We start from the raw sequence: 24,552 nt of genomic DNA on the forward strand, positions 1-24,552 counted from the left end.
ATGACGCACGAGGACCGACTGGTGGACGCCCAGGTCGAGGACGAAGAGCAGGCGGTGGAGGCCGCCCTGCGCCCCAAGGAGCTGGGGGAGTTCATCGGGCAGCCCAAGGTGCGCGAGCAGCTGGATCTGGTGCTGCGGGCGGCGAGAGCGCGCGGCGGCACGGCCGATCATGTGCTGCTGTCGGGCGCTCCCGGGCTCGGCAAGACGACACTGTCCATGATCATCGCAGCGGAGATGGGCGCCCCCATCCGCATCACCTCGGGCCCCGCCATCCAGCACGCGGGGGACCTCGCCTCGATCCTCTCCTCCCTCCAGGAAGGCGAGGTCCTCTTCCTCGACGAGATCCACCGGATGTCCCGTCCGGCCGAGGAGATGCTGTACATGGCCATGGAGGACTTCCGCGTCGACGTGATCGTCGGCAAGGGCCCCGGTGCCACGGCCATTCCGCTGGAGCTGCCGCCGTTCACCCTCGTCGGCGCCACCACCAGGGCCGGGCTGCTGCCCCCTCCGCTGCGGGACCGCTTCGGCTTCACCGCGCACATGGAGTTCTACGAGCCGGCCGAGCTGGAACAGGTGGTGCGCCGCTCGGCCCAGCTGCTGGAGGTGCACACCGATCCGGAGGGCGCCGTGGAGATCGCCGGGCGCTCCCGCGGCACGCCACGCATCGCCAACCGGCTGTTGCGCAGGGTCAGGGACTACGCACAGGTCAAGGCGGACGGTGTCATCACCCGACGGATCGCCTCCGCGGCGCTGGAGGTCTACGAGGTGGACGAGCGCGGCCTCGACCGGCTCGACCGCGCGGTGCTCGGCTCCCTGCTGAAGCTCTTCGGCGGCGGCCCCGTGGGGCTGTCCACGCTGGCCGTCGCGGTCGGCGAGGAGCGTGAGACAGTGGAGGAGGTGGCCGAGCCGTTCCTCGTGCGCGAGGGGCTGCTGGCCCGGACACCGCGTGGCCGTGTCGCCACCCCCGCCGCATGGGCTCACCTGGGGCTCACCCCGCCTCAGCAGACCCCGTCGGGGGGTTCCGGAGGGCCTGGACAGCAGGGCCTGTTCGGAGGGTGACGGTGCGTGTACGCGTCGGGCCAGGAACCTCGGTGCCATGCTTGACGTTGTTCCATCGGCGAAGGCTCGCTTAGACTCCGCCGACGCCCTCCCTCTGCGGAGGCCTGCCCACCCCGAATACCCAGGCCGCTGAGACGCGGCCATGCGAAGGAACTCTTCCGCCGTGGATCCTATTGCTCTGCTCCCGTTCATCGTGATCATCGGGGCCATGTTCCTGATGACCCGCTCCGCCAAGAAGAAGCAGCGTCAGGCCGCGCAGATGCGTGACCAGATGCAGCCCGGCACGGGCATTCGGACCATCGGGGGTATGTACGCCGTCGTCAAGGAGATCCGGGAGGACACCGTCCTCGTGGAGATCGAGCCCGGCACGCACGCGCTGTTCGCCAAGAACGCCATCGGCGCCGTGCTCTCCGATGAGGAGTTCGACCGCATCACGAACGGTCCCGAGGGCGGGGAATTCGACGTCGACACGGTGGTTCCGGACGACGCCTCCTCGCTGACCGAGGGCGGGGAGTCCTCCGACGCGAAGCTGGACCTCGCCAAGAAGGGCCCCGAGGACGGCGAGCCCGCCGAGTCCGCCGAGGGCAAGGACGCGGACGAGGAGGAGGCGAGGGCCGCCGAGTCGTCCACGGAGCCGGAGGCCGAGAAGGCCAAGGCCGACACCGCCGAGTCCAAGGACCGCAAGCGGGACGAAGACGCCGACTCCAAGTAAGGTCGGCGCCGCCGGGCCGGGCACGACCCGACCGCAGGCCGGGGCACCGCCCTGGCCGAACGGGAGCCCAGGGCCCGGCGGCGTAGCACGTCCACAGACCACTTCGCGCGCCGCTGTGCCGCGCCCGGCCGAACTCGCGGGGCGGCACGGGCGGTTGGACAGGGAGAATCGAGAAGGTGGCAGCACCGAAGAGGGGCCGCAAGGCCTCCGGCGCCATGGGGAGGCCGTGGCGCTCCCTAGTGCTCATTTTGCTGGTCATGGCCGGGCTGGTCGCGGGGATGTTCGTCTCCGGCCACAAGTCTCCGCGGCTGGGTATCGACCTCGCGGGCGGTACCAGCATCACGCTTGAGGCCAAGAACCAGCCCGGCAAGCCCAACGCGATCAACAAGACCAACATGGACACCGCTGTCGGCATCATCGAGCAGCGTGTCAACGGTCTTGGTGTGTCGGAGGCCGAGGTCCAGACCCAGGGCGATCGGCACATCATCGTCAACATCCCCAAGGGCACCAACTCCCAGCAGGCGCGCGAGCAGGTGGGCACCACGGCCCAGCTCTCCTTCCGCCCCGTGCTGACGCTCGCTCAGGTCGGTAAGGGCAAGCAGCCACAGCCCAATCCGTCGTCGTCCGGCTCCGGAAAGAAGTCCGACAAGGGCACGGACGAGAGCACGGACAAGGGCTCCGGCGAGAGCGCGGACAAGGGCGGGGACAAGGGCTCCGGCGAGAGCGCGGACAAGGGTTCGGGTCAGGAAGGCGGACAGGGCGGGCAGGGCCGCGCCGTCACCGAGGGCCTGACCGCCAAGACCGCTCCGCAAGACCCCACTCCGACGCCGACCAAGTCCGGCGGCAAGAAGGAGACCCCCGACCCCTCGACGCCGCCGCAGCAGCCGCAGCAGCCCGGGGTCCCGGCCGACGTCGCCAAGAAGCTCAACGCGCTGGACTGCGGCTCCAAGGAAGCCCGCGCCAAGGCCAGCGAGAAGGCCGCCGCCTCCAAGGGCTCGCAGCCGATCGTCGCCTGTGACGCCAAGGAACCGATCAAGTACGCGCTCGGTCCCGTCGCCGTCCAGGGCAAGAACGTCGACAAGGCGAAGGCGGTCTTCGACCAGCAGCGCAGCCAGTGGATCGTCCAGATGTCGTTCAACGGCAAGGGCTCCGACCAGTTCGGCGACATCACCGGCAAGCTCTCGAAGAAGCCGCAGCCGCAGAACCAGTTCGCCATCACGCTGGACGGCCAGGTCCAGTCCGCGCCGACCGTGCGCGAGAAGCTGACCAACAACGCGGAGATCTCCGGCAGCTTCACCCAGGAGTCCGCGCAGGAGTTGGGCAACATCCTCTCCTACGGTGCGCTGCCGCTCTCCTTCGAGGAGTCCGACGTCACCACCGTCACCGCCGCGCTGGGCAGCGACCAGCTGACGGCCGGTCTGATCGCGGGCGCCATCGGTCTCGGCCTGGTGATCCTCTACCTGCTCTTCTACTACCGGGGTCTGTCGTTCATCGCGGTCCTGAGCCTGCTGGTCTCCGCCGTCCTGACCTACGCGATCATGACGCTGCTGGGCCCGGCGATGGGCTTCGCGCTGAACCTGCCGGCGGTCTGCGGCGCCATCGTCGCCATCGGCATCACGGCCGACTCGTTCATCGTCTACTTCGAACGCATCAGAGACGAAGTGCGCGAGGGCCGTACGCTGCGCCCCGCGGTCCAGCGTGCCTGGCCGCGTGCCCGGCGCACGATCCTGGTGGCGGACTTCGTCTCGTTCCTCGCCGCCGTGGTGCTGTTCATCACCACCGTCGGCAAGGTGCAGGGCTTCGCGTTCACGCTGGGCCTCACCACCGCACTCGACGTCGTCGTCGTCTTCTTCTTCACCAAGCCGGTCATGACGTTGCTCGCCCGCAGGAAGTTCTTCTCCGACGGCCACCCCTGGTCGGGACTCGACCCCAAGCGGCTCGGAGCCAGGCCACCCCTGCGGCGCGGCCGGCGCACCGTCAGCACCGACACGAAGGAGGCGTGAGATGTCCCGTCTCGGCAATCTCGGCGCCCGGCTCTACCGCGGCGAGGTCGGCTACGACTTCATCGGGCACCGCAAGATCTGGTACGCCGTCTCGATCCTGATCACCATCACGGCGATCGTCGGGCTCGTCGTCCGCGGCCTCCACATGGGTATCGAGTTCGAGGGCGGCGCCGTCTTCACGACGCCCAAGACGACCGCCTCCGTGCAGCAGACCACGGACACCGCGGAGAAGGTCTCCGGCCACCAGGCCATCGTCCAGGCGCTCGGCGACGGCGGGAAGCGCATCCAGATCGCCGAGGTCGACACCAAGACCTCCACCGAGGTCAAGAAGAAGCTGGCCGAGGAGCTCAAGGTCGACCCGAACAAGGTCGACGCCCAGCTGGTCGGACCGAGCTGGGGCGAGCAGATCGCCAACAAGGCGTGGCAGGGGCTGGGGATCTTCATGATCCTCGTGGTGCTCTATCTCGCCATCGCCTTCGAGTGGCGGATGGCAGTGGCCGCCCTCATCGCCCTCATCCACGACATCACCATCACCGTCGGTGTCTACTCGCTCGTCGGATTCGAGGTCACACCAGGCACCGTGATCGGTCTGCTGACGATCCTCGGCTACTCGCTCTACGACACGGTCGTCGTCTTCGACGGCCTGAGAGAGAGCAGTAAGAACGTCACCAAGCAGACCAAGTCCACCTACAGCGAGATCGCCAACCGCAGTATCAACGGCACGCTGGTGCGTTCCATCAACACCACCGTCGTCGCGCTGCTGCCGGTGGCGGGCCTGCTGTTCATCGGTGGCGGCATGCTCGGTGGCGGCATGCTCAACGACATCGCGCTCTCCCTGTTCGTCGGTCTGGCCGCGGGCGCCTACTCCTCGATCTTCATCGCCACGCCGCTGGTCTCCGACCTCAAGTCGCGCACGCCGGAGATGAAGGCCCTGTCCAGGCGCGTGCACACCAAGCGGGCCAAGGCGGCGGAGCGCGAGTCGCACGAGCAGGACGGAGCGGACGACGACGGCGACGAGGACGGCCCTGGCGCCGAGCGCGACGGGCGTACCGCCGCCGCGGTCTCAGGGCAGCGGCGGCAGCCCCCCGCGCGCGGGCGCGGCAAGCCGTCCGGAAGGCGCAGGTGAGCGGTGGGTACGCGCGAGTCATCCACCGCCTCGCAGCTCCCCGCCGGTGTGCGGGAGCTGCTGGCCGACCGGATCCACGACGTGGCCGACTACCCCAAGCCCGGGGTGATGTTCAAGGACATCACCCCGCTGCTGGCCGACCCTGAGGCGTTCTCCGTCCTCACGGACGTGCTGGCCGGGATCGCACGGGAACACGGCGCCACCAAGATCGTCGGCCTGGAGGCGCGCGGCTTCATCCTGGGAGCGCCCACGGCGGTCCGCGCCGGGGTCGGCTTCGTGCCCGTCCGCAAGTCGGGCAAGCTCCCCGGGGCCACGCTTACCCAGGCGTACGACCTCGAGTACGGCAGCGCCCGGATCGAGGTCCATGCCGAGGGGCTCACCGAGGGCGACCGGGTGCTGGTGGTCGACGATGTGCTCGCCACCGGCGGGACCGCCGAGGCCTCCGTGCAGCTCCTGCGGCGTACCGGCGCCGAGGTCGTCGGCCTCGCCGTGCTGCTGGAGCTCGGCTTCCTGGAAGGACGCGGCAGGGTCGAGCGCGCTCTCGCGGGCGCGCCACTGGACGCCCTGCTCGCCGTCTGAGCGGCCCGCGCCCCGCTGTCCGCGGCGGCGGTACGAGGCGGCGGTACAAGGCGGCCCCCCCCCCGACACGTCGCCGGACGGCGGGGAGGCCGCCTGTCGTCGTCTCCACCCCGCTCCGAGAGGAGGTCCCGCCCCCTCCGAGGAGTTCCCACCCCCCTTCGAGGAGGGGCCGCGCCGCCGGGATGGCTACCATGGCAGTCGGACCTGGGGTCGACCGAGGAGTGCTCTTGCCAGACGAGGCCCAGCAGCTCACCGCAGCACAGCGCAAGGAGGCGGAGGCCGCCGGCGAGGCAGCGCAGCGCCGGCAGGGCGCCGCGGCCGACGGCGCGCTGCCCGCGAAGAGCGAGGGCACAGGACGGTCCCGGTCCGCCGACACCGCCACGAAGCAGGGCGGCAGCCCGCACAGCGGCTCAGGGCGGAACAGCGGCTCAGGGCGGAGCGGAAAGAGCGCCGAGAGCGGCTCCACGGACCGTGTGGCGCCCGCGCGTGCCGTCTCCGGGGTCTCGGGCCGCTCCGGCTCCTCCAACCGCGTACGGGCCCGTCTGGCGCGCCTGGGGGTGCAGCGCTCCAGCCCGTTCAACCCGGTGCTGGAACCCCTGCTGCGGATAGTGCGCAGCAACGACCCCAAGATCGAGTCCACCACGCTGCGCCAGATCGAGCGGGCCTACCAGGTCGCCGAGCGCTGGCACCGCGGCCAGAAGCGCAAGAGCGGCGACCCGTACATCACCCATCCGCTCGCCGTCACCACGATCCTCGCCGAGCTGGGCATGGACCCGGCCACTCTGATGGCGGGTCTGCTGCACGACACCGTCGAGGACACCGAGTACGGCCTGGACACCCTCCGCCGCGACTTCGGTGACCAGGTGGCGCTCCTCGTCGACGGCGTCACCAAGCTGGACAAGGTCAAGTTCGGCGAGGCCGCGCAGGCCGAGACGGTGCGCAAGATGGTCGTGGCGATGGCCAAGGACCCCCGCGTCCTGGTCATCAAGCTCGCCGACCGCCTCCACAACATGCGCACGATGCGCTACCTCAAGCGGTCCAAGCAGGAGCAGAAGGCCCGCGAGACGCTGGAGATCTTCGCGCCGCTCGCCCACCGGCTGGGCATGAACACCATCAAGTGGGAGCTGGAGGACCTCGCCTTCGCGATCCTCTACCCCAAGATGTACGACGAGATCGTGCGGCTGGTCGCCGAGCGGGCGCCCAAGCGGGACGAGTACCTGGCGCTGGTCACCGACGAGGTCCAGGCCGACCTGCGTGCGGCCCGCATCAAGGCCACCGTCACCGGCCGCCCGAAGCACTACTACAGCGTCTACCAGAAGATGATCGTCCGCGGCCGGGACTTCGCGGAGATCTACGATCTGGTGGGCATCCGCGTCCTCGTGGACACCGTGCGCGACTGCTACGCCGCGCTGGGCACCGTCCACGCCCGCTGGAACCCGGTTCCCGGGCGGTTCAAGGACTACATCGCGATGCCCAAGTTCAACATGTACCAGTCGCTGCACACGACGGTCATCGGGCCCGGCGGCAAGCCCGTCGAACTGCAGATCCGCACCTTCGACATGCACCGCCGCGCAGAGTACGGCATCGCCGCGCACTGGAAGTACAAGCAGCAGGCCGTCGCCGGCGCCTCCAAGGTGCGCACCGACGCGCCCAAGGGCGGTGGCAAGGGCGGCGCCGCCGACGACACGATCAACGACATGTCGTGGCTGCGGCAGCTCCTCGACTGGCAGAAGGAGACCGAGGACCCCGGCGAGTTCCTGGAGTCGCTGCGGTTCGACCTCTCCCGCAACGAGACCTTCGTCTTCACCCCCAAGGGCGACGTGATAGCACTGCCCGCCGGCGCCACACCGGTGGACTTCGCGTACGCCGTGCACACCGAGGTCGGACACCGCACCATCGGCGCACGTGTCAACGGCCGCCTCGTGTCGCTGGAGTCGACCCTCGACAACGGCGACACGGTGGAGGTCTTCACCTCCAAGGCCTCCGGCGCAGGGCCCTCCCGGGACTGGCTCAACTTCGTCAAGTCACCCCGCGCCCGCAACAAGATCCGCGCCTGGTTCACCAAGGAGCGGCGCGACGAGGCCATCGAACAGGGCAAGGACGCCATAGCGCGGGCGATGCGCAAGCAGAACCTGCCCATCCAGCGCATCCTCACCGGCGACTCGCTGGTCACCCTCGCCCACGAGATGCGCTACCCCGACATCTCCGCCCTCTACGCCGCCATCGGCGAGGGCCACGTCTCCGCGCAGAGCGTCTGCCACAAGCTGGTACAGGCCCTCGGCGGGGAGGACGAGGCCAAGGAGGACATCGCGGAGACCGCGCCGCCGATGCCGGCGCGGACCTCGCGCCGGCGATCCAGCGCCGACCCGGGTGTCGTCGTCAAGGGCGCAGGCTCGGACGTGTGGGTCAAACTCGCCCGCTGCTGCACGCCCGTGCCGGGCGATCCCATCATCGGGTTCGTCACCAGGGGCAACGGCGTCTCGGTGCACCGCACCGACTGCGTCAACGTCGACTCCCTCACCCAGGAACCGCAGCGCATCCTCGACGTCGAATGGGCGCCCACCCAGTCGTCCGTCTTCCTCGTCGCCATCCAGGTCGAGGCCCTCGACCGCAGCCGGCTGCTGTCCGATGTCACGCGCGTCCTGTCCGACCAGCACGTCAACATCCTCTCGGCGGCCGTCCAGACCTCCCACGACCGCGTCGCCGTCTCCCGCTTCACCTTCGAGATGGGCGACCCCAAGCACCTCGGACACGTGCTCAAGGCCGTACGCGGGGTGGAGGGCGTGTACGACGTCTACCGTGTGACCTCCGCGAGGCGGCCTTCGTAGGCCGACCGAACGCTGTGGTGCGGCTCGTCGGCCGGCCCGCCGGACCCTCGCCGCTGTGGCCGCGCGCCGTCGCGGCGGCCAGGACCCGGGGGCTCCGCCCCCGAACACCCACCGGGGCTCCGCCCCGAGGGCGGGGGCTGACGGCCCCCGCCTCCCTTGTCCGCCGCTACGGCGCACCACCACACGGTGAGTGTCCGGCGGCATGGCGGACGCTCTCGGCCCAAGCGTTCGGCGCCCCGCCAGGGCCAGAGGCGTTCGACCGCCCCGCCAGGGTCAGCCGCCGAATTCCTGGAGGCCCTTCTGGGCCTGGTCCAGCAGGGCCTGGCGGCCCTCCAGTTCGCGTTCCAGCTTGGCGGCCTTGGCCGTGTTCCCCGCGGCCCGTGCCTTCTCCAACTGCGCGTGCAGCTTGTCGACGGCGTCCTGGAGCTGGCCCGTCAGCCCCGCCGCGCGGGCCCGCGCCTCGGGATTGGTGCGGCGCCACTCGGCCTCCTCGACCTCCTGGATGGCGCGTTCCACGGCGTGCATCCGGCCCTCGACCCTGGGCCGTGCGTCGCGCGGCACGTGGCCGATGGCGTCCCAGCGTTCGTTGATGCCGCGGAAGGCGCCGCGCGCGGTCTTCAGGTCGGTGACCGGCAGCAGCTTCTCCGCCTCGGCGGCGAGTTCCTCCTTGCGGGAGAGGTTCTCGCGCTGCTCGCTGTCGCGCTCGGCGAAGACCTCGGCGCGGGCCTGGAAGAAGACGTCCTGGGCGCCCCGGAAACGGGCCCACAGGTCGTCCTCGTGTTCCCGCTGGGCCCGGCCCGCGGCCTTCCACTCCTGCATGAGGTCGCGGTACTTGGCCGCGGTGGGGCCCCAGTCCCGCGAGCCGGAGAGCGCTTCGGCCTCGGTGACCAGCTTCTCCTTGCGCTGCCGCGTTTCCTCGCGCTGCGCGTCGAGCTGCGCGAAGTGTGCCTTGCGGCGCTTGGAGAAGGCGGAGCGCGCGTGCGAGAAGCGGTGCCACAGCTCGTCGTCGCTCTTGCGGTCGAGCCGTGGCAGGCTCTTCCAGGTGCCGACCAGCGCCCGCAGGCGTTCGCCGGCAGTCCGCCACTGGTCGCTGTCCGCCAGTTGTTCGGCCTCGGCGACCAGTTCCTCCTTGGCGTGGCGCGCCTCTTCGGACTGCTGGGCCTTGCGGGCCTTGCGCTCCTCGCGGCGCGTCTCGACCGTGCCGGCCAGCGTGTCGAGGCGGGCGCGCAGCGCGTCGAGGTCGCCCACGGCGTGGTGGGCGTCGACCTGCTCGCGCAGGTGCTCGATCGCGGCGGTGGCGTCCTTCGCCGACAGGTCGGTGGTCTTCACCCGGCGCTCAAGCAGGTCGGTCTCCACGACCAGACCGTCGTACTTGCGCTTGAAGTAGGCGAGGGCCTCGTCGGGCGAGCCCGCCTGCCACGACCCGACGACCTTCTCGCCGTCCGCCGTACGCACGTACACAGTCCCCGCGTCGTCGACGCGGCCCCACGGGTCGCTGCTCACAGCGCCTCCTCCACAAGATGCCCGGGAGGGGCGTTGCTGGCCCCCCGGCATCGTCCACGGTTCTCGTCACAGCAAACATAGGCGACCGGCGCCCGCGCTGTCCGCATCCGGCGGGCGGCGAATTGCCGGGCCTGGGTGGCGGATGCGCGGGCGGCGACGGCCGGTCCTTCAGGACTTACGGATCGTAGCCTTGTCGATCACCACGGTGGCGTTGGGCGGGCCGTCGCCCTGCGGGGCCGCCACCCCCGCGCCTGCGATCTTCTCGAGCACCTTCATGCCGGAGTCGGTGACCTTCCCGAACGGCGTGTAGTTGGGCGGAAGCGCGCTGTCCTTGTAGACGAGGAAGAACTGGCTGCCGCCGGTGTCCGGGCCGCTGTTGGCCATCGCGACGGTGCCGGCCGGGTACTCGGCGCCCTTGAGGTTCTCGTCGTCGAGCTCATAGCCCGGGCCGCCCGCCGGGCTGCCCTTCGGGGAGCCGCACTGCAGCACGTACAGCGGTTTGGGCTGGGGCAGCGCCGTCATCCGATGGCAGGGCGAGTGGTCGAAGTACTTCTCGCCTGCCAGGAAGTTGAAGGAGTTGACGGTGTGCGGGGCCTTGTCCGCGTCCATCTCGACGGGGATGTCCCCGCAACTGGTCTCCAGCTTCATGGTGTAGTCGGCGGACTTGTCCACCGTCATGGCCGGTTCTTTCTTCCACTGCTTGTCGCTGGGCTTGCCCTTGGCGGGCTCGTCGCAGGGGTCGGGGGCCTTGCTGGTGGGAGCCTCGGAGGGCTTGTCCGCCGCTTCGTCCTTCTTCTCGTCCCCGTTCAGCCCGCCCGTGGCGGCGTAGGCGCCGCCGGCCGCGAGGACGAGCACCACGCCGATGGCGATCGCCGTATTGCGGACGCGGGCCCTGCGCCTTGCTGCTTCCTTGCGCTGGAGGTACCGCTCGTACTTCTCCCGGGCGAGCTGCTTTCTGCGCTGCTCACTGCTGACCACGGTCTCGTCTCCTTCGAGGCGTCGCACCTGCGGGGGTTCCCGTACCGTATACGTCTCCCCTGTGGGCCGCCCCGCCCTCGTCGCTGCTTCGTACCTGTTGGCCCGGCGTACGCCAGCGCCGGTAGGCTGGCTGCTGCCTGACCGGCGAAGCGCCTGCTCGGCCGCTTCGCCGCTGTGATCCGCTGTCGGACGAAATGAAGGACGATCGTGCTTGTTGCGGGGTTCCCCGCCGGGGCCTGGGGGACCAACTGTTACCTGGTCGCCCCCGCCGCCGGCGAGGAGTGCGTGATCATCGACCCTGGCCACCAGGCCGCCGAGGGGGTCCGGGAAACCGTCGCCAAGCACCGGCTCAAGCCGGTCGCGGTGATCCTCACGCACGGCCACATCGACCACGTCGCCTCCGTCGTCCCCGTCTGCGGTGCGCACGACGTGCCCGCCTGGATCCACCCGGCCGACCGCTACATGATGAGCGACCCGGAGAAGGGCATCGGGCAGACCATCGGAGCGCCCCTGATGGGCGAGCTGACGGTGGGCGAGCCGGACGATGTCAAGGAGCTGTCCGACGGCGCCGCGCTGCGGCTGGCCGGGCTGGACTTCACCGTCGCGCACGCGCCCGGCCATACGAAGGGGTCGGTGACCTTCCGGATGCCCGAGAACGCGGACGTACCGCCTGTGCTGTTCTCGGGTGACCTGCTGTTCGCCGGCTCCGTCGGACGCACCGACCTGCCCGGAGGCGACTCGGAGGAGATCCTCAGCTCGCTGGCGCGCGTGTGCCTGCCGCTGGAGGACGAGACCGTGGTGCTGGCCGGGCACGGCCCCCAGACGACGATCGGCACCGAGCGCGCCACCAACCCCTTCCTGCGGCAGGTGGCGGCCGCCGGGCCGGGAGGCGGCGTCGGCGACGCTGCCCCGCGACGAGGAATGTGACGAGAAGCCACGTGAGCACCTTCAACGCCCCCAGGGGCACCTACGACCTGCTGCCGCCCGACTCCGCGACGTACCTCGCCGTGCGCGAGGCCATGGCGGCGCCGCTGCGCAGGTCGGGATACGGCTATGTGGAGACGCCCGGATTCGAGAGCGTCGAGCTGTTCGCACGCGGTGTCGGCGAGTCCACCGACATCGTGACGAAGGAGATGTACACCCTCACCACGAGGGGCGGCGACGAGCTGGCGCTGCGCCCCGAGGGCACCGCCTCGGTGCTGCGCGCCGCGCTGGAGGCCAACCTCCACCGGGGCGGCAACCTTCCGGTGAAGCTGTGGTATTCGGGCTCCTACTACCGCTACGAGCGCCCGCAGAAGGGCCGCTACCGGCACTTCTCGCAGGTGGGCGCCGAGGCCATCGGTGCCGAGGATCCGACGCTGGACGCCGAGCTGATCGTCCTGGCGTACGACGCCTACCGTTCGCTCGGGCTGAGCGGTTTCCGGCTGCTGCTCAACTCCCTGGGCGACCGCACCTGCCGCCCCGGCTACCGCAGCGTGCTGCAGGAGTTCCTCCGCGGCCTGGACCTGGACGAGCAGACGCGGGCCCGTATCGAGATCAACCCGCTGCGGGTGCTCGACGACAAGCGGGAGAGCGTCCAGCGGCAGTTGGCCGGGGCGCCGATGATGCGCGACCACCTGTGCGAGGAGTGCAAGGCCTTCCACGAGGAGGTGCGTGCGCTGCTGACCGACGCGGGCGTCCCCTTCGAGGACGATCCGCGGCTCGTGCGTGGACTCGACTACTACACGCGTACCACTTTCGAGTTCGTTCACGACGGCCTGGGATCCCAGTCCGCCATCGGCGGCGGCGGCCGCTACGACGGTCTCGCCGAGATGATCGGAGGGCCGCAGCTGCCGTCCGTCGGATGGGCACTGGGCGTGGACCGCACGGTCCTCGCGCTGGAGGCGGAGGGCGTGGATCTCGCGCTGCCCGCGGTCACCGAGGTGTACGCCGTGCCGCTCGGCGAGGAGGCCAGGCGGCGGCTGTTCCACCTGGTCACCGAGTTGCGCAGGGAGGGCGTCGCGGCCGATCTCGCCTACGGCGGCAAGGGCATGAAGAACGCCATGAAGTCGGCCAACCGTTCCGGGGCGCGCTTCGCGCTGCTCCTGGGCGAGCGCGATCTGGCCGAGGGCGTCGTCCAGCTCAAGGACCTCGCCAGCGGCGAGCAGACCGCCCTCGAGCTGGCGGCCGCGGTGGCCGGGGTGCGGGACAAGTTGCGCTGACCACACAGCGAGTTGGGGCAGAATGAGCCCGGTACCGGCCATGACCAGATGACGGGACGAAGGCTATGACGACGACGGCACCCCCCGGTGAGGCGCATGTGACCGCTGACGCACCGAAGGGGGGTGCCGTCGGCGCGAGCAAGGCGTTCGGCTGGATGCTGATCATCACGGGCGCCGCGGGCCTGCTGGCGTCCTGGGTCATCACGCTGGACAAGTTCAAGCTCCTGGAGGACAAGAACTTCAAACCGGCGTGCAGCATCAACCCGGTCATCGCCTGCGGCAACATCATGGAGAGCGACCAGGCCGCCGCCTTCGGGGCCCCCAACCCCATGATCGGTCTGGTGGCCTACGGCGTCGTCGTCTGTGTCGGTGTCTCCTTGCTCACCCGCGTCACCTTCCCGCGCTGGTACTGGCTGACGTTCAACGCGGGCTGCCTCTTCGGCGTCGGTTTCGTCTCGTGGCTCCAGTACCAGTCGCTGTACGTGATCGGCAACCTGTGCCTGTGGTGCTGCCTGGCCTGGGTCATCACCATCGTCATGTTCTGGTACGTGACCGCGCACAACGTCAGGGCCGGTTTTCTGCCGGCGCCCGCGGCGGTGCGCGGCTTCGCGGACGAGTTCCCGTGGGTGCTGCCGGTGCTGCACATCGGTGTGATCGGCATTCTCGTCCTCACGCGCTGGTGGGACTTCTGGACGGGCTGACCTCGGCGTCGGTGGGCGTCCGCAGCCCGCGCGCCGAGGGCCGGGCCCGTGCGGGCGACCCGCGGGCGGGACGTTCGCCGGTGTCCTGACTTAGGGTTTCCCGTTGTGGAGCCCGATCTTTTCACCGCAGCAGCAGAAGACCGCCAGGCCAAGGATCCCTCCGCGAGCCCCCTCGCGGTGCGGATGCGCCCGCGCAACCTGGACGAGGTGGTGGGGCAGCAGCATCTGCTGCGCCCGGGCTCGCCGCTGCGCCGCCTGGTGGGGGAGGGCGGCGGAGGGCCTGCGGGGTCCTCGTCGGTGATGCTGTGGGGCCCTCCCGGCACCGGCAAGACGACGCTCGCGTACGTCGTCAGCCAGGCCACGGACAAGCGGTTCGTGGAGCTGTCGGCGATCACCGCGGGGGTCAAGGAGGTGCGCGCCGTCATCGACGGTGCCCGCCGTTCCTCTGGCGCCTACGGCAAGGAGACCGTTCTCTTCCTCGACGAGATCCACAGGTTCAGCAAGGCCCAGCAGGACTCGCTGCTGCCCGCGGTGGAGAACCGCTGGGTCACCCTGATCGCCGCGACGACGGAGAATCCCTACTTCTCCGTGATCTCGCCGCTGCTCTCCCGTTCCCTGCTGCTGACGCTGGAGTCGCTGACCGACGAGGACATCCGCGGGCTGCTGCGGCGCGCCGTCGCCGACGAGCGCGGTCTCGACGCCCGCGTCACCCTCCCCGAGGACTCCGAGGCGCACCTGCTGCGCATCGCGGGCGGCGACGCCCGGCGCGCGCTGACGGCGCTGGAGGCGGGCGCGGGCGCGGCCCTGGCCAAGGGGGAGTCCACCATCGCCCTGTCCACCGTCGAGGAAGCGGTGAACAAGGCCGCGGTCAAGTACGACCGGGCGGGCGACCAGCACTACGACGTGGCCAGCGCGCTGATCAAGTCGATCCGCGGCTCGGACGTGGACGCGGCGCTGCACTACCTGGCGCGGATGATCGAGGCGGGGGAGGACCCGCGGTTCATCGCCCGCCGTCTGATGATCTCCGCGAGCGAGGACATCGGGCTCGCCGATCCCCAGGCGCTCCAGACGGCGGTGGCCGCGGCACAGGCCGTCGCCATGATCGGTTTCCCCGAGGCGCGGATCACGCTGAGCCAGGCCACGGTGGCGCTGGCGCTGGCGCCCAAGTCCAACGCGGTCTACCTCGCCGTCGACGCGGCGCTCGCGGACGTGCGGGCGGGGCACGCCGGGCCCGTGCCGTCCCACCTGCGGGACAGCCACTACAAGGGCGCGCAGAAGCTGGGGCACGGCAAGGGCTATCAGTATCCGCACGACCTTCCCGGCGGTATCGCGGCGCAGCAGTACGCGCCCGACGAGGTGCACGGCAAGCGCTACTACGAGCCCACCGGGTACGGCGCGGAGGCCCGCTACGCGCAGGTGGCCGAACGCGTCAGGGCCCGCCTGCGCGGGGAGGACGTCCAGCGCCCGTCCAGCGGCGAGCAGGGGTCCGCTACAGCCGGATGACGACCAGCGCGACGTCGTCCCCGGATCCCTCGCTGACGCCCATCCCGGCCAGCAGCGCGTCCGCCAGGTCCTCGGGGCCCAGGCTGCCGCGTTCGGAGACGGTCGCGGTCAGCCGCGCGAGCCCCGTGTCGATGTCCTCGTCCCGGCGTTCGATGAGGCCGTCGGTGTAGAGGACGAGGATGTCCCCGGGGAGGTAGGCCCGGGTGGCCTGTGCGCGCGGTTCCGTCTCGTCGGCGCGGGTGGCCAGCGGCGGGTCGGTGGCCTGGTCGAGGAGTTCGCAGGTGCCGTCCTGGTGCCGCAGGATCGCTGGTGGGTGGCCCGCGCTGCTGTAGGTGAGCGTGCGGTGCTGGCTGTCGACCACGATCTTGACGGCTGTCGCGTTCATCGCCCCCTCGACGGTGCCCGCGTACAGGCCCAGGACCTGCAGGGCCCTGGCGGGTCCGTCCGTGGCGCGCATCGCCGCGCTGAGCGCGCTGCGCAGCATGCCCATGACGGCGGCCGCCTCCAGGCCGTGGCCGACCACGTCGCCGACGGCCGCCGCGAATCTGCCCTCGTGGGTGTCGGTCACGTCGTACCAGTCGCCGCATACGTTGAGGGTTCCGGCGGCCGGCAGGTAGCGGACGGCGACGTTCGGCCGGGGGAGCCCCGGCGAGTAGAGCATCGCCTCTTGGAGGGTGAGCGCCACCTGCCGCTCCTGGGCGTTGGACCGGCGCAGTTCCTCGTTGATCCGGACGAGTTCCTGGGCCCGCGCGTACAGCTGTGTCGTCAGGTCGGGTGCGGTCTTCCGGGAGCGGGACTCGGCCGGTTGAGCGCCTTCACGGGCGGCGACCTGCGTGCCGTCCCGTGAGGGCAGGTCCGCGCCGTCGGCCGTGGCCTCGGTGAGCGCGGGGATGCGGCCGTGCTGCTGCTGGTAGGAGCGGATGAAGCCGGTCATGTCCTCTTCGCGGCACAGCACGGCGTCCACGGATCCGTCCGGGGCCAGCAGGGGGGTGTTGACCGTGTGCCACCAGCGCTCCTCGAAGACCCCGGGCTTGCCGGCGACGGGGATGTCGTACTTCTGGAGCGGGATGACGTCCACCTTGCGGAAGGTGACGACCCGGTGCAGTGAGGATTTCAGGCTGCGGATGCCGTCGGCCTCGGGGTCGGCGCGGTTCTCGGGGAAGACGTCGAAGATGTGGTGTCCGACCAGCTCGTCCCTGATGCGCAGGGTGAGCTCCAGATACGCGCGGTTGACGTCACGGATGACCAGGTCGGGGCCCAGCAGCGCGTAGGCGCTGGGCGAGGCGGCGAAGATGGCCGCGTAGTCGATCTCCGGTGACGTCACACGCTCCCTGCCGGTTCCCGGGCAAAAGGGACACATCCACTCTAGTGAGGGGTGTGGAGAGCCGCGCGGCAGGCGACCGCTGCCGTTCTGCCGCGCGACTCGGCGGGCGGCCGGCGGGGCGCGCCGCGTCAGCCGCTCCGGGTGAACAGGGAGTGCATCGCGTGCCGGAGCCCGGCGACGGAGGCGACGGGCTCGGCGAAGTCGAAGCGGGTGTCCAGGCAGGCGCCGGCGGTGTTCCAGCCCCGCACGCGCAGTCCGAACCGGTCCAGGGCCAGCGGCGCGGCGCGCTCCCATGCCTGGCAGGCGCACAGCGCGCGCACCTGCTCGGCGTGGGCCGCGGCCAGGTGCTGGAGGAGTTCGGCCTCGTGGGCGGCGAGGGGGTCGGGGGACGCGTCGGCGAAGGCGTCGGGTTCCACCTCCTCGGCGCCCCACAGGTCGTCGACGTAGGCTTCGCCGACCTCCAGCCGCAGCATCTGCCGGGAGGATCCGGCGACGGGCGCGGAGGGGGCGGCCTCGGCCAGCAGGCGGGCGCAGGCGGCGCGCTCGTCACCGCGTACGGGGGTGAGCCAGCCGGCGATCCAGGCGCGTCCGCGTACGCGGTGCGGTACGGAGACCGGCGCCACGTCCGTGATCTCCATCACCGCGGCGAGGTCGTCGTCCTGCGCGTAGGCGCACACGCGCGCTTCCAGGGAGTCCGCCGCAACCAGCACGATGACGTCTCCGCGGGGGGTGACGGCGCGGGCCTCGGGGATGCCGGCCGCCGGGTCGGGTCCGGCTTGGGCGGCGCCGGGAATGGTGAGCAGGGCGGATACGCTGGATTGCGCGAGGGTTCGTACACGTTCGGCGGCGGTCGGCTGCCGGGCGTCTTCCACGGGACGCGGCTGTTCCTCCTCGGCGTGTGTGCCAGGCAGGGGGATCCCAGGTCGAAACATGCGTACTCCTCAGCTAAGGTAAGGCTCACCTAACTTACACGGAGGTCCGTTCAACGTGAACCAGTCGCGTCCCAAGGTCAAGAAGTCGCGTGCCCTGGGTGTCGCGCTGACCCCGAAGGCCGTCAAGTACTTCGAGCAGCGCCCGTACCCGCCCGGGGAGCACGGCAGGGGCCGCAAGCAGAACAGCGACTACAAGGTCCGTCTGCTGGAGAAGCAGCGCCTGCGCGCGCAGTACGACATCAGCGAGAGCCAGATGCGCCGCGCCTACGACCGCGCGCGCAAGACCGACGCCAAGACCGGCGAGGCCCTGGTCATCGAGCTGGAGCGGCGTCTCGACGCGCTCGTGCTGCGGGCCGGCCTGGCCCGCACCATCTACCAGGCGCGCCAGATGGTCGTGCACGGCCACATCAGCGTCAACGACCGCAAGGTCGACAAGCCGTCCTTCCGCGTCCGTCCCGACGACGTGGTGATGGTGCGCGAGCGCAGCCGTCAGAAGTACCCCTTCCAGGTCGCCCGTGAGGGTGGCTACGCGGGCGAGGGTGAGACGCCGCGCTACCTGCAGGTCAACCTGCAGGCGCTCGCGTTCCGCCTGGACCGGGACCCCAACCGCAAGGAGATCCCGGTGATCTGCGACGAGCAGCTCGTCGTCGAGTACTACGCGCGCTGACCTCAGCGGTTCCCAGTGGCCCGCCCCGCGGCACCGGCGAGATCCGGTACGCGAGGGCGGGTCGCGGCGTTTCCCCTCCGGCCTCCCCCCGCTCCGCTCCCACCGGTACACCCCCGCGGGTGTCCAGGGCCGGAATCCGGTACAGGGTCACTCCCGCCACGCGATAAGGTCGGTACCTCATACGCCGCCGCGGTCGGCCACCCGGCGAGCGGCGGCCGACCCCATGACCTCAAGGGAAGCGGTGCAGCGTGTCCGGTGGAGAAGTGGCCGGTCTCCTCGTGGCCGTCTTCTGGGCGATCCTGGTGTCGTTCCTCGCCGTGGTGCTGGTGAGGCTCGCACAGACGCTCAAGGCGGCGACCAAGCTGGTGACGGGCGTGACGGAGCAGGCGGTCCCCCTCCTGGGAGAGGCGTCGGCGACCGTCCGCTCCGCACAGACCCAGCTGGACCGCGTCGACGCGATCGCCTCCGACGTCCAGGAGGTCACCTCCAACGCGTCCGCTCTCTCCTCCACGGTCTCCACCACCTTCGGCGGCCCGCTCGTCAAGGTCGCGGCGTTCGGCTACGGCGTACGGCGCGCTCTCGGCCGCAAGGAGCCCGGCTCCCAGGAGCGGCGGGACGCGGGAAACGTCGTCGTCGGCCGTACCGTTCCCGCCGCCCGGCGCGGCGGCCGCAAGCGCCGAAGGGGCTGATCCCGCATGTTCCGCCGAGCCTTCTGGTTCACCACGGGCGCCGCCGCCGGTGTCTGGGCCACCACCAAGGTCCAGCGCAAGATCCGCAGCCTCGCCCCCGACGCGCTGGCCGTCCGCGCGGCCGACAAGGCCGTCGAAGGCGGCCACCGGCTGCGCGAGTTCGCCCTCGACGTCCGCGCCGGAATGGCGCAGCGCGAAGGTGAACTCAAGGACGCGCTGGGCCTCGACGTCCCCGCGGACGACGGCCACGGGCCGCAGCTCCCCGGCCGCCGGACGGCCGCGCTCCCGCGGCAGCAGGGCGCCCCGCAACCGGGCGCCGTCCACCCCGCGCCCCGCCGGGATCTGAGCGGCCCCCAGGCCCATCCCCACCACTCGAACGACCGGAATGAGGACCACTGATGGAGTCGGCTGAAATCCGCCGCCGCTGGCTGCGCTTCTTCGAGGAGCGGGGGCACCACGTCGTGCCGTCGGCGTCGCTGATCGCGGACGACCCGACGCTGCTGCTGGTGCCCGCGGGCATGGTCCCCTTCAAGCCGTACTTCCTGGGCGAGGTCACCCCGCCCTGGTCGCGCGCCACCAGCGTGCAGAAGTGCGTGCGCACGCCGGACATCGAGGAGGTCGGCAAGACCACCCGGCACGGCACCTTCTTCCAGATGTGCGGCAACTTCTCCTTCGGCGACTACTTCAAGGAGGGCGCCGCCAAGCTCGCCTGGGAGCTGCTGACCAGCTCCCAGGCGCAGGGCGGCTACGGCCTCGACCCCGAGCGCCTGTGGATCACCGTCTACGAGCAGGACGACGAGGCCGAGCGCATCTGGCGCGACGTCGTCGGCGTGCCCGAGGAGCGCATCCAGCGCCTGGGCATGGAGGAGAACTACTGGTCCATGGGCGTTCCGGGGCCGTGCGGGCCCTGCTCGGAGATCAACTACGACCGCGGGCCCGAGTTCGGCCGCGAGGGCGGCCCGGCCGTCAACGACGAGCGGTACGTGGAGATCTGGAACCTCGTCTTCATGCAGTACGAGCGGGGCGAGGGCTCCACCAAGACGGACTTCGAGATCCTCGGCGACCTGCCCAGCAAGAACATCGACACCGGTCTCGGTCTCGAACGCCTGGCGATGATCCTGCAGGGCGTGCACAACATGTACGAGATCGACACCTCGCGCGCCGTCATCGACAAGGCCACCGCGCTGACCGGCGTCTCCTACGGCGCCGCCGAACAGACCGACGTGTCGCTGCGCGTCGTCAGCGACCACATCCGCACCTCGGTCATGCTCATCGGCGACGGTGTCACCCCGGGCAACGAGGGCCGCGGCTACGTGCTGCGCCGCATCATGCGCCGCGCCATCCGCAACATGCGCATCCTGGGCGCCACCGGGCCGGTGGCGCAGGACCTGATCGACGTCGTCATCGAGACGATGGGGCAGCAGTACCCCGAGCTGATCACCGACCGCAAGCGCATCGAGACGGTCGCGCTCGCCGAGGAGGCCGCCTTCCTCAAGACCCTGAAGGCCGGCACCAACATCCTCGACGGCGCCGTCACCGAGACCAAGCAGTCCGGCGGCACCGTCCTGTCCGGCGACAAGGCGTTCCTGCTCCACGACACCTGGGGCTTCCCCATCGACCTCACCCTGGAGATGGCCGCTGAGCAGGGCCTCTCGGTGGACGAGCGGGGCTTCCGCAGGCTCATGAAGGAGCAGCGGGAGCGCGCCAAGGCCGACGCCCAGGCCAAGAAGACCGGCCACGCCGACATGTCGGCCTACCGCGAGATCGCCGACAGCTCCGGCGCCACCGACTTCACCGGCTACTTCGAGACCTCCGGCGAGGCCACCATCGTCGGCCTGCTGGTCGACGGCGTCTCCTCGCCCGCCGCCAGTGAGGGCGACGACGTCGAGGTCGTCTTGGACCGCACCCCCTTCTACGCCGAGGGCGGCGGCCAGCTCGCCGACACGGGCCGTATCCGGCTGGAGGGCGGCGCCGTCATCGAGGTGCGCGACGTCCAGCAGCCGGTGCCCGGCGTCAGCGTGCACAAGGGCACCGTCCAGGTCGGTGAGGTCACCGTCGGCTCGGCGGCGCTCACGCAGATCGACGGGGACCGGCGCCGATCCATCGCCCGCGCCCACAGCGCCACCCACCTCACCCACCAGGCGCTGCGTGACGCGCTGGGCCCCACCGCCGCGCAGGCCGGGTCGGAGAACGCGCCGGGCCGCTTCCGTTTCGACTTCGGCTCGCCCGCCGCCGTTCCGGGGACCGTGCTCACCGACGTCGAGCAGAAGATCAACGAGGTGCTCGCCAGGGAACTGGACGTGCACGCCGAGTACATGGGCATCGACGACGCCAAGAAGCAGGGCGCGCTCGCCGAGTTCGGTGAGAAGTACGGCCAGACCGTGCGCGTGGTGACCATCGGCGACTTCTCCAAGGAGCTGTGCGGCGGCACCCACGTGCACAACACCGCGCAGCTCGGCCTGGTCAAGCTGCTCGGCGAGTCCTCCATCGGCTCCGGCGTGCGCCGCGTGGAGGCACTGGTCGGCGTGGACGCCTACACGTTCCTGGCCCGCGAGCACACCGTCGTCTCGCAGCTGACCGAGCTCGTCAAGGGCCGCTCGGAGGAACTGCCCGAGCGGATCTCCGGAATGCTGACCCGGCTCAAGGACGCCGAGAAGGAGATCGAGCGGTTCCGGGCCGAGAAGGTCCTCCAGGCCGCCGCCGGGATCGCCGACGGCGCCAAGGACGTGCGCGGCACCGCGCTCGCCGCCGCCCGGGTTCCCGACGGCACCGCCGCCGACGACCTGCGCACGCTCGTCTTGGACGTGCGCCAGCGTCTCGGCAGCCGTCCCGCCGTGGTCGCGCTGTTCGCCGTCACGAACGGCCGCCCGCTCACCGTCATCGCCGCCAACGAGGGTGCCCGCGAGGCCGGGCTGCGCGCCGGTGACCTGGTGCGTACGGCCGCCAAGGCGCTGGGCGGCGGCGGTGGCGGCAAGCCGGACGTCGCCCAGGGCGGTGGCCAGAACCCGGAGGCCGTCGACGAGGCGGTCGCCGCCGTGGAGCGCCTCGTGGCCGAGGCCGGGGGCAACGCCTGATGGACGCGGTGGACCCCGGGGCCGCGGCGTCCTTCCGGCGTGGCAGGCGGCTCGCCGTCGACGTCGGTGACGCCCGGATCGGGGTCGCGAGCAGCGACCCCGACGGGGTCCTCGCGACCCCCGTCGAGACGGTGCCGGGCAAGGACGTCCCGGCGGCGCAGCGGCGGCTGGCCGCGCTGACCGAGGAGTACGAGCCGCTGGAGGTCGTCGTCGGACTGCCCCGTTCGCTCAGCGGCGGGGAGGGCCCGGCGGCGGCGAAGGTGCGCGCGTTCGCCGAGCAGCTGGCGAAAAACATCACACCGGTCCCGGTGCGGCTCGTGGACGAACGCCTCTCCACGGTCACCGCCGCGGCGGGTATGCGGGCCTCGGGCGTCAGCTCCAAGAAGGGCCGTTCACGCATCGACCAGGCGGCGGCCGTGGTGATCCTGCAGAACGCGCTGGAGACGGAGCGCAGCTCGGGGGGTCCGCCGGGGCACCGCGTCGAAGTGGTTGTCTGACCGCTGTGCGGTAACGTTCCGCGCGACACGGCAGCCGCCGCACCCTCGCGCGTGCCCCACACGCCCAGGGCCGGTTTTGACCCGGACACCCCGGCACGCGGCTCGGCTGCCGCTCTCGCGTCTCAAGGGGATCGATGACTGAGTATGGCCGGGGACAGGGCTCCCAAGCATGGGATCCTGACGACCCTCTCTACGGGGATCAGCAGCCCGCCTACCCCGGTGGCTGGAATCAGCCCCCGCCCCACGCGGAGCAGCAGTACACCGAGCAGCAGTACGCCCAACAGCAGTACGCACAGCAGCAGTACCCGCAGCAGTACGGCGACGGTGGCTGGTTCGATCCCCCGCACGACCCGTACGCCTCGCAGGGGCACGGGCAGACTTACGCCCCGGCGTCGTACGCCGACACCCAAGGGCACCTCCAGCCCGGTCAGACCGCGGACCCCTACGGCACCGGGCAGTACGCCACCGGCGCCTACACGACGGGCGAATACCCCTCCGGGGAATACGGCGCCCTCGGGTACGCGACGGGCGAGTACCCCACAGGGGAGTACGGCACGGGCGCGTACCCGACGGGCGGGTACGCGGCAGGAGCGTACGGCACGGGGGCGTACGCGTCGGGGGAGTACCCGTCCGGGGAGTACGGCGCCCTGGGCTACCCGTCGGGTGAGTACGCGACGGGGGAGTACCCGGTCGGAGGCCCGCACACCGGCCAGTACCCGACGGGGGAGTACAGCCCGGGTGCCTACCCGGTCGGCGACTACGCCACGGGCGGGTACGCCACCGGTGAGTACTCCACGGGCGAGTACTCGACCGGTGAGTACGCCACGGGCCCGTATCCGGTGGGCGCCTATCCGGCCGGGGAGCACACGGGCGAGACCGCCGCGCCGTACGGAGCACCGGGCGGCTACCTGACCGAGGCCGCTCCCCCGCAGCACCCGCACGAGGGCGGCCCCGTTCCCGCCCACCGGCAGGCGCCCGCGAACGGCGCCGACTCGGAAACCGGCTGGGACCCGGGCCCCGACCAGGGCGAGCGTGCCTTCTTCCTGGACCGGGACGACGACGATTCCGACGCTGCGTGGAACGAGGACGAGGACGAGGAAGACGGCGACGCGGGCCGCCGACGCGGACGCAGGGGCGGGGGCGGCACCAAGCGCGGCCGCGGCTGCGGCCTGGTCATCTCCGCGGCCCTCGTCGCCGGTGTCGGTGTCGTCGGCTATGTCGGCTACGACTTCTACCAGTCGCACTTCGCCCCCGCCCCCGACTACCCGGGCAAGGGCTCGGGCGACGTCATGGTGGACGTTCCCGAGGGCGCCTCGCTCATGGAGATGGGCCAGGTGCTGCACAAGGCAGGCGTGGTCAAGAGCGCCGGGGCCTTCGTGGAGGCGGCGGGCGACAAGCGCATCCAGGCCGGCACCTACACCCTCCGCAAGAAGATGTCCGGGGCCGACGCCGTGGAGATGATGCTCGACCCGGCGAGCCAGAACGGCCTCATCATCGCCGAGGGCTGGCGGGCCAAGAAAATCTACGAGGAGATCGACAAGAAGCTCGACGTCCCCGAGGGCACCACCAAGAAGGCGGCCGCCTCGGGCGACATCGGGTTGCCCAAGTGGGCACACGGCAAGCCGGAAGGTTTCCTCTTCCCCTCCAGGTACAGCGTCGGCAAGGACAGCGCCCCCAAGGACGTGCTCCGCAAGATGGTCGACCGCGCGGAGGCCGAGTACGCCAAGACCGGGCTCGAGGACGAGGCGAAGAAGGCGGGCAAGACGCCGGAGGAGATCATCACCATCGCCTCGCTCGTGCAGGCCGAGGCGCAGGAGGACCACGAGTTCGGCAAGGTCTCGCGGGTCATCTACAACCGCCTCGACAAGAACATGGCCCTCGGCTTCGACTCGACGATCAACTACGCGATGGGCCGCTCCACGCTGAACACCTCGGTCGCCGACACCAAGTACCCCTCGCCGTACAACACCTATCTGCACAAGGGGCTGCCGCCGGGGCCGATCGGCAACCCGGGGCACCAGGCGATAACGGCCGCACTCGACCCGACCGCGGGTGACTGGCTGTACTTCGTCACGGTCAAGCCGGGGGACACCCGCTTCACCGACGATCCGAGCGAGCACCGCAAGAACGTCCAGGACTTCAACAAGGAACAGCGCAAGAAATAAGGAGAGCGGCG

General features: G+C 70.9%; 20 protein-coding genes. 16 read left to right on the forward strand and 4 right to left on the reverse strand.

The features are described 5' to 3' along the window. The 6 genes from ruvB to DTL70_RS05180 all read left to right on the forward strand — a co-directional run bounded on the left by ruvB (position 1) and on the right by DTL70_RS05180 (position 8,307). Complete coding sequence (gene ruvB / locus DTL70_RS05155; protein ID WP_114020612.1) at positions 1–1,059, forward strand: Holliday junction branch migration DNA helicase RuvB; 1,059 nt, start codon at positions 1–3, stop codon at positions 1,057–1,059. A 163-nt stretch (positions 1,060–1,222) separates the two neighbouring features. Further along, positions 1,223–1,771, forward strand: a complete 549-nt coding sequence (gene yajC, locus DTL70_RS05160) for a preprotein translocase subunit YajC (protein WP_114020613.1) — start codon at positions 1,223–1,225, stop codon at positions 1,769–1,771. Positions 1,772–1,947: 176 nt separating this feature from the next. After that, positions 1,948–3,774: a protein translocase subunit SecD gene (gene secD / locus DTL70_RS05165; protein ID WP_114020614.1), complete on the forward strand. Its 1,827-nt coding sequence runs from the start codon at positions 1,948–1,950 to the stop codon at positions 3,772–3,774. 1 nt (position 3,775) lies between these two features. Then, complete coding sequence (secF, locus tag DTL70_RS05170) at positions 3,776–4,900, forward strand: protein translocase subunit SecF (RefSeq protein ID WP_114020615.1); 1,125 nt, start codon at positions 3,776–3,778, stop codon at positions 4,898–4,900. Between the two features lie 3 nt (positions 4,901–4,903). Next, positions 4,904–5,479, forward strand: a complete 576-nt coding sequence (locus tag DTL70_RS05175) for an adenine phosphoribosyltransferase (protein ID WP_181860784.1) — start codon at positions 4,904–4,906, stop codon at positions 5,477–5,479. A gap of 227 nt (positions 5,480–5,706) precedes the next feature. Beyond that, positions 5,707–8,307 carry a RelA/SpoT family protein gene (locus tag DTL70_RS05180; RefSeq protein WP_114020616.1) on the forward strand — a complete coding sequence of 867 codons (2,601 nt, stop codon included), beginning with the start codon at positions 5,707–5,709 and terminating at the stop codon, positions 8,305–8,307. Between the two features lie 273 nt (positions 8,308–8,580). Here DTL70_RS05180 and DTL70_RS05185 read toward each other — a convergent pair whose 3' ends face one another. Together DTL70_RS05185 and DTL70_RS05190 are read right to left on the reverse strand one after the other, a co-directional pair. Next, positions 8,581–9,810, reverse strand: coding sequence for a DUF349 domain-containing protein (locus tag DTL70_RS05185; protein ID WP_114020617.1), 1,230 nt, complete (start codon positions 9,808–9,810; stop codon positions 8,581–8,583). A 168-nt stretch (positions 9,811–9,978) separates the two neighbouring features. Next, positions 9,979–10,788 carry a peptidylprolyl isomerase gene (locus DTL70_RS05190; RefSeq protein ID WP_114020618.1) on the reverse strand — a complete coding sequence of 270 codons (810 nt, stop codon included), beginning with the start codon at positions 10,786–10,788 and terminating at the stop codon, positions 9,979–9,981. Between the two features lie 207 nt (positions 10,789–10,995). Between DTL70_RS05190 and DTL70_RS05195 the strand changes: the two genes are divergently transcribed. The 4 genes from DTL70_RS05195 to DTL70_RS05210 all read left to right on the forward strand — a co-directional run bounded on the left by DTL70_RS05195 (position 10,996) and on the right by DTL70_RS05210 (position 15,193). Further along, complete coding sequence (locus tag DTL70_RS05195) at positions 10,996–11,715, forward strand: MBL fold metallo-hydrolase (protein ID WP_114020619.1); 720 nt, start codon at positions 10,996–10,998, stop codon at positions 11,713–11,715. Positions 11,716–11,726: 11 nt separating this feature from the next. Beyond that, positions 11,727–12,989 (forward strand): histidine--tRNA ligase, encoded by a 1,263-nt coding sequence (gene hisS / locus DTL70_RS05200; protein WP_114020620.1) that lies wholly within the window; start codon positions 11,727–11,729, stop codon positions 12,987–12,989. 65 nt (positions 12,990–13,054) lie between these two features. Beyond that, positions 13,055–13,690, forward strand: coding sequence for a vitamin K epoxide reductase family protein (locus DTL70_RS05205; RefSeq protein WP_114020621.1), 636 nt, complete (start codon positions 13,055–13,057; stop codon positions 13,688–13,690). Between the two features lie 105 nt (positions 13,691–13,795). Beyond that, complete coding sequence (locus tag DTL70_RS05210; RefSeq protein WP_114020622.1) at positions 13,796–15,193, forward strand: replication-associated recombination protein A; 1,398 nt, start codon at positions 13,796–13,798, stop codon at positions 15,191–15,193. On the opposite strand, the gene DTL70_RS05215 is transcribed toward DTL70_RS05210, so the two are convergent. Both DTL70_RS05215 and DTL70_RS05220 read right to left on the reverse strand, forming a co-directional pair. Then, the gene (locus DTL70_RS05215; protein WP_245979005.1) at positions 15,180–16,517 is read right to left on the reverse strand and encodes a PP2C family protein-serine/threonine phosphatase; all 1,338 of its coding nucleotides are present in this window, start codon (positions 16,515–16,517) and stop codon (positions 15,180–15,182) included. The genes DTL70_RS05210 and DTL70_RS05215 overlap by 14 nt on opposite strands. Positions 16,518–16,645: 128 nt before the next feature. Next, complete coding sequence (locus tag DTL70_RS05220; protein WP_245979006.1) at positions 16,646–17,449, reverse strand: DUF2470 domain-containing protein; 804 nt, start codon at positions 17,447–17,449, stop codon at positions 16,646–16,648. Between the two features lie 55 nt (positions 17,450–17,504). On the opposite strand from DTL70_RS05220, the gene rpsD reads away from it, so the two are divergent. The 6 genes from rpsD (at position 17,505) to mltG (ending at position 24,541) form a co-directional block, all read left to right on the forward strand. Then, a complete protein-coding gene (rpsD, locus tag DTL70_RS05225) occupies positions 17,505–18,116 on the forward strand; it encodes a 30S ribosomal protein S4 (protein ID WP_114020625.1) in 612 nt (203 codons plus the stop codon). A 248-nt stretch (positions 18,117–18,364) separates the two neighbouring features. After that, positions 18,365–18,805, forward strand: a complete 441-nt coding sequence (locus DTL70_RS05230) for a DUF948 domain-containing protein (protein WP_114020626.1) — start codon at positions 18,365–18,367, stop codon at positions 18,803–18,805. 6 nt (positions 18,806–18,811) lie between these two features. After that, positions 18,812–19,204, forward strand: coding sequence for a DUF6167 family protein (locus DTL70_RS05235; RefSeq protein WP_114020627.1), 393 nt, complete (start codon positions 18,812–18,814; stop codon positions 19,202–19,204). Next, complete coding sequence (gene alaS / locus DTL70_RS05240) at positions 19,204–21,879, forward strand: alanine--tRNA ligase (protein WP_114020628.1); 2,676 nt, start codon at positions 19,204–19,206, stop codon at positions 21,877–21,879. The genes DTL70_RS05235 and alaS overlap by 1 nt, the downstream gene beginning before the upstream one ends. Continuing rightward, a complete protein-coding gene (gene ruvX / locus DTL70_RS05245) occupies positions 21,879–22,376 on the forward strand; it encodes a Holliday junction resolvase RuvX (RefSeq protein ID WP_114020629.1) in 498 nt (165 codons plus the stop codon). The genes alaS and ruvX overlap by 1 nt, the downstream gene beginning before the upstream one ends. A gap of 134 nt (positions 22,377–22,510) precedes the next feature. Beyond that, complete coding sequence (mltG, locus tag DTL70_RS05250; RefSeq protein ID WP_114020630.1) at positions 22,511–24,541, forward strand: endolytic transglycosylase MltG; 2,031 nt, start codon at positions 22,511–22,513, stop codon at positions 24,539–24,541. Positions 24,542–24,552 lie beyond the last annotated feature (11 nt).

Source organism: Streptomyces diacarni (assembly GCF_003323715.1).
Lineage (GTDB): Bacteria > Actinomycetota > Actinomycetes > Streptomycetales > Streptomycetaceae > Streptomyces > Streptomyces diacarni.

Coding starts and splice junctions, on each gene's coding strand:
- secF (WP_114020615.1), top strand. CDS start 3,776: ATGTCCCGTCTCGGCAATCTCGGCGCCCGGCTCTACCGCGGCGAGGTC.
- DTL70_RS05205 (WP_114020621.1), top strand. CDS start 13,055: ATGACGACGACGGCACCCCCCGGTGAGGCGCATGTGACCGCTGACGCA.
- ruvB (WP_114020612.1), top strand. CDS start 1: ATGACGCACGAGGACCGACTGGTGGACGCCCAGGTCGAGGACGAAGAG.
- alaS (WP_114020628.1), top strand. CDS start 19,204: ATGGAGTCGGCTGAAATCCGCCGCCGCTGGCTGCGCTTCTTCGAGGAG.
- ruvX (WP_114020629.1), top strand. CDS start 21,879: ATGGACGCGGTGGACCCCGGGGCCGCGGCGTCCTTCCGGCGTGGCAGG.
- DTL70_RS05235 (WP_114020627.1), top strand. CDS start 18,812: ATGTTCCGCCGAGCCTTCTGGTTCACCACGGGCGCCGCCGCCGGTGTC.
- mltG (WP_114020630.1), top strand. CDS start 22,511: ATGACTGAGTATGGCCGGGGACAGGGCTCCCAAGCATGGGATCCTGAC.
- DTL70_RS05220 (WP_245979006.1), bottom strand. CDS start 17,449: ATGTTTCGACCTGGGATCCCCCTGCCTGGCACACACGCCGAGGAGGAA.